The organism is Pseudomonas brassicae (assembly GCF_010671725.1).
Taxonomy (GTDB): Bacteria; Pseudomonadota; Gammaproteobacteria; order Pseudomonadales; family Pseudomonadaceae; genus Aquipseudomonas; species Aquipseudomonas brassicae.
Genome location: NZ_JAAHBU010000506.1, coordinates 1 through 3,181, shown reverse-complemented (window position 1 = coordinate 3,181; position 3,181 = coordinate 1). Strand labels below are relative to the sequence as shown.

Annotated in this window: 4 protein-coding genes; 3 read left to right on the top strand and 1 reads right to left on the bottom strand. The window is 57.1% G+C overall.

Annotated elements, in window-relative coordinates; genetic code table 11:
* The first annotated feature begins 400 nt into the window (after positions 1 to 400).
* On the top strand, positions 401 to 1,843 hold the full coding sequence (mgtE, locus tag G3436_RS25375; RefSeq protein ID WP_163950913.1) for a magnesium transporter: 1,443 nt from the start codon (positions 401 to 403) through the stop codon (positions 1,841 to 1,843).
* A gap of 60 nt (positions 1,844 to 1,903) precedes the next feature.
* Here mgtE and G3436_RS25370 read toward each other — a convergent pair whose 3' ends face one another.
* Complete coding sequence (locus G3436_RS25370) at positions 1,904 to 2,230, bottom strand: Arc family DNA-binding protein (RefSeq protein WP_033699552.1); 327 nt, start codon at positions 2,228 to 2,230, stop codon at positions 1,904 to 1,906.
* Positions 2,231 to 2,345: 115 nt separating this feature from the next.
* Here G3436_RS25370 and G3436_RS25365 point away from each other — a divergent pair, with 115 nt between their 5' ends.
* Entirely contained in the window at positions 2,346 to 2,585 is a 240-nt protein-coding gene (locus G3436_RS25365; RefSeq protein ID WP_163950908.1) for a hypothetical protein, read from the top strand.
* Positions 2,575 to 3,171: a phosphonate metabolism protein/1,5-bisphosphokinase (PRPP-forming) PhnN gene (gene phnN, locus G3436_RS25360; RefSeq protein WP_163950910.1), complete on the top strand. Its 597-nt coding sequence runs from the start codon at positions 2,575 to 2,577 to the stop codon at positions 3,169 to 3,171. Before G3436_RS25365 ends, phnN begins: the two co-directional genes overlap by 11 nt.
* The last annotated feature ends 10 nt before the right edge of the window (positions 3,172 to 3,181 follow it).

The window sequence follows — 3,181 nt, the reverse complement described above, 5'->3', positions numbered from 1 at the left end:
TCCTGTCGAGTGCACCATACAACAGAAAGCCCGCTTTTTAAGCGGGCTTTTTGCTTTCTTGCGTTTCACTTTTCCGTAAGGCGCGATGCGTAAACTGTCATCGCTGCGCTTGCTGGCCTTTGCTAACTTTTCAGTCTTGAATGTGTTCTTTTCAGCCTGCTTGCCGTCGCACTGTTAGAGCTTGACGTTGTCACAGCTTTATCTCGCAAGCGGTTGTTCTGGCCAATATTTTCAGCCCGGACCGCCCAAGCCGTGTATGATTGCGCCCGTCAGCCCCGCCGGGGCTTGTGGAATACCACCATGGACTTACCCAGTAGTTACTCAATAGCTTGTTTTGCCAATCACGATTTGACTGATTGATTCTCCTGGCGTGCTCCGCTGCTGGGAGTGGAGTACGCGTATGACTGAAAATGAAGTAAAAAAGTCGCAAGAGAGCCTGCAGGATCGCCTGGCCCAGGTGGTCGAGCTGTTGCAGCGCCAACGGGTGGTCGAAGACCTGACGCATCGTCAGGAAGGCCATCATCAGGATCTGGTTGAAAACCTCGTACATCGCCAGAACCTGGTCGAGCTGCAGCGCAAGCTCGATGATCTGCACTCCGCCGACGTTGCCTATATTCTCGAAGCCTTGCCGCTGGATGACCGTCTGACCGTCTGGCAGTTGGTCAAGGCCGAGCGTGATGGGGATATCCTGCTTGAGGTGTCCGACTCGGTTCGGGAAACCCTGATCGCAGACATGGACGATCACGAGTTGCTCGCCGCAGCCAAGGAAATGGACGCGGACGAACTGGCTGACCTTGCGCCAGAGCTACCGCGCGATGTTGTGCACGAGCTCATGGAAACCCTCGATGCGCAGCAGCGTGAGCGTGTGCGTTCGGCGTTGAGCTACGACGAGGATCAGGTCGGTGCACTGATGGACTTCGAGATGGTGACTATCCGTGAGGATGTCAGCCTGGAAGTGGTGCTGCGTTACTTGCGTCGCCTCAAGGAGCTGCCTGGGCACACCGACAAGCTCTTTGTGGTCGACTATGACGGCAAGCTCAAAGGTGTGTTGCCGATCAAGCGGTTGCTTGTCAACGATCCGGATAAACAGGTTGCGGAGGTCATGGCCAGCGATCCGGTGAGTTTCCATCCGGATGAAGATGCCTACGATGCTGCGCAGGCGTTTGAACGGTATGACTTGATCTCGGCACCGGTGGTCGACAAGAGCGATCGCCTGATCGGTCGTCTGACCATTGACGAGATGGTTGACCTGATTCGCGAGGAAAGTGAGAACGAAGTCCTCAACATGGCGGGTTTGCGTGAAGAGGAAGATATCTTTGCTTCGGTCTGGCGCTCATTGCGCAACCGCTGGGCTTGGCTCGCGATCAACCTGATCACGGCGTTTGTTGCGTCACGTGTGATCGGTTTGTTTGAAGGTTCCATCGAGAAACTGGTGGCTCTGGCGGCGTTGATGCCGATCGTGGCGGGTATTGGTGGCAACTCGGGGAACCAGACCATCACCATGATCGTGAGGGCCATGGCGCTTGACCAGGTAAGCCCTGGCAACACTGCGCGGCTCATGCGTAAGGAGCTTGCGGTAGGCTTGATCAATGGCCTGGTGTGGGGGGGCGTGATCGGGGTGGTCGCTTACCTGTTGTATGGCAGTTGGTCGTTGGGTGTGGTGATGACCGCGGCGATGACCTTGAATCTATTGCTCGCCGCGTTGATGGGGGTTCTTATCCCCATGACATTGGCGCGCATGGGGCGCGACCCTGCGATGGGGGCAAGCGTGATGATTACCGCCATGACCGACAGTGGTGGCTTCTTCATCTTTCTGGGGTTGGCTACGGTGTTCCTGTTGTAAGGGCGCCGGGCAGACAAAAAAAGCCAGCGAAAGCTGGCTTTTTTGTGGGCGCGGGCAGGGTCAGGAGGCGTCTGCGGCCATCTCTACGTCATGGGCGATCAGCGCGACCAGTGCGTTTTGCTGGCGGTGGGACAGCTGACGGAAGCGTTGCAGCAGTTCACGTTCGTGCAGGGACAGTTCCGGGCTGTCCAGGCGCATGCTCAGTTCGTCACCCAGTGCCCCTTCCTGAATAAGGCTCTGCTCCAGGCGGGCAATGATCTCGGAGTTCATGCTGCGGTGGTGGTTACGCGCAACCTCGGCAATGCGCTCACGCATTCCGTCTGGCAGGCGGACGACAAATTTGTCAGCGGTGCGGCTTGAGTAGATAGCCTGTTTCAATGGGCGCATATAATTGACCGGTTTAGTTCAGGGGGAAGCGGTTCTCGAAATCGGCCGCACGATGAGTGTTACGACCACCGTTAGGGCAAAATGTTCAACCTGAATTGTGAATGAGGTCCTAATCATGCCTCATTATCGCCGGTTCCTTGGCGTCAATTCTGTGACAAATATTGAACCGGATAAAGGCGTTATGCCAGTACCAATTATCAGAAATGCGTACTGGTTTGAAAAGTTTTCATTTCCCGGGGTGCCCCAGGCGCCGCTCACAGAAACTGCCGCAGGCACCTGCTGGCAGAGAAGCCTGCGCAATGCGCCTAAAATACGGGAGCTTCCTTCTTATGAGCATAGTGGCTATGCAGTATGACGCAAGCGGTGCGCCTGTGCCTGCTTCTGCAAGGCTGATCTATTTGATGGGACCGTCTGGGGCGGGCAAGGATAGCGTGCTGGGTGCAGCACGTGAGCAACTGATGGCGCGGCACGTACGCATTGCCCGTCGCGTCATTACCCGTGCTGACGGTGGGAGGTGGGAAGATGCTGATGGGGTATCGCTTTGTGTGTTCGAGCAGATGCATGCCCGCGGCGAGTTTGCCCTGACGTGGCGCGCCAATGGGTTGGCCTACGGGATACCTGCCTATATAGATGAATGGTTGTCGCAAGGTTGGCATGTGCTGGTCAGTGGCTCGCGAGCGCATCTGGAGCAGGCTCGGTCCAGGTATCCCGAGCTGGTGCCCGTTTTGCTCACGGTTGCACCGCAGGTCTTGCGTGAGCGTCTGGTTGGGCGGGGCAGGGAGGGGCTCGATGAGATCGAGCGTCGACTGGTGCGCAATCAGTGCATGCAGTTGCTGGTGCAGGAGGGGGTGCGGGTTGTGGATGACTCGGCAGCGCTTGATGACGCCGTATGCGGCCTTCTCGCTGTATTGTTCGCGGCGGGCGTTACGACGTCGCCTTGATAGTGCAGGC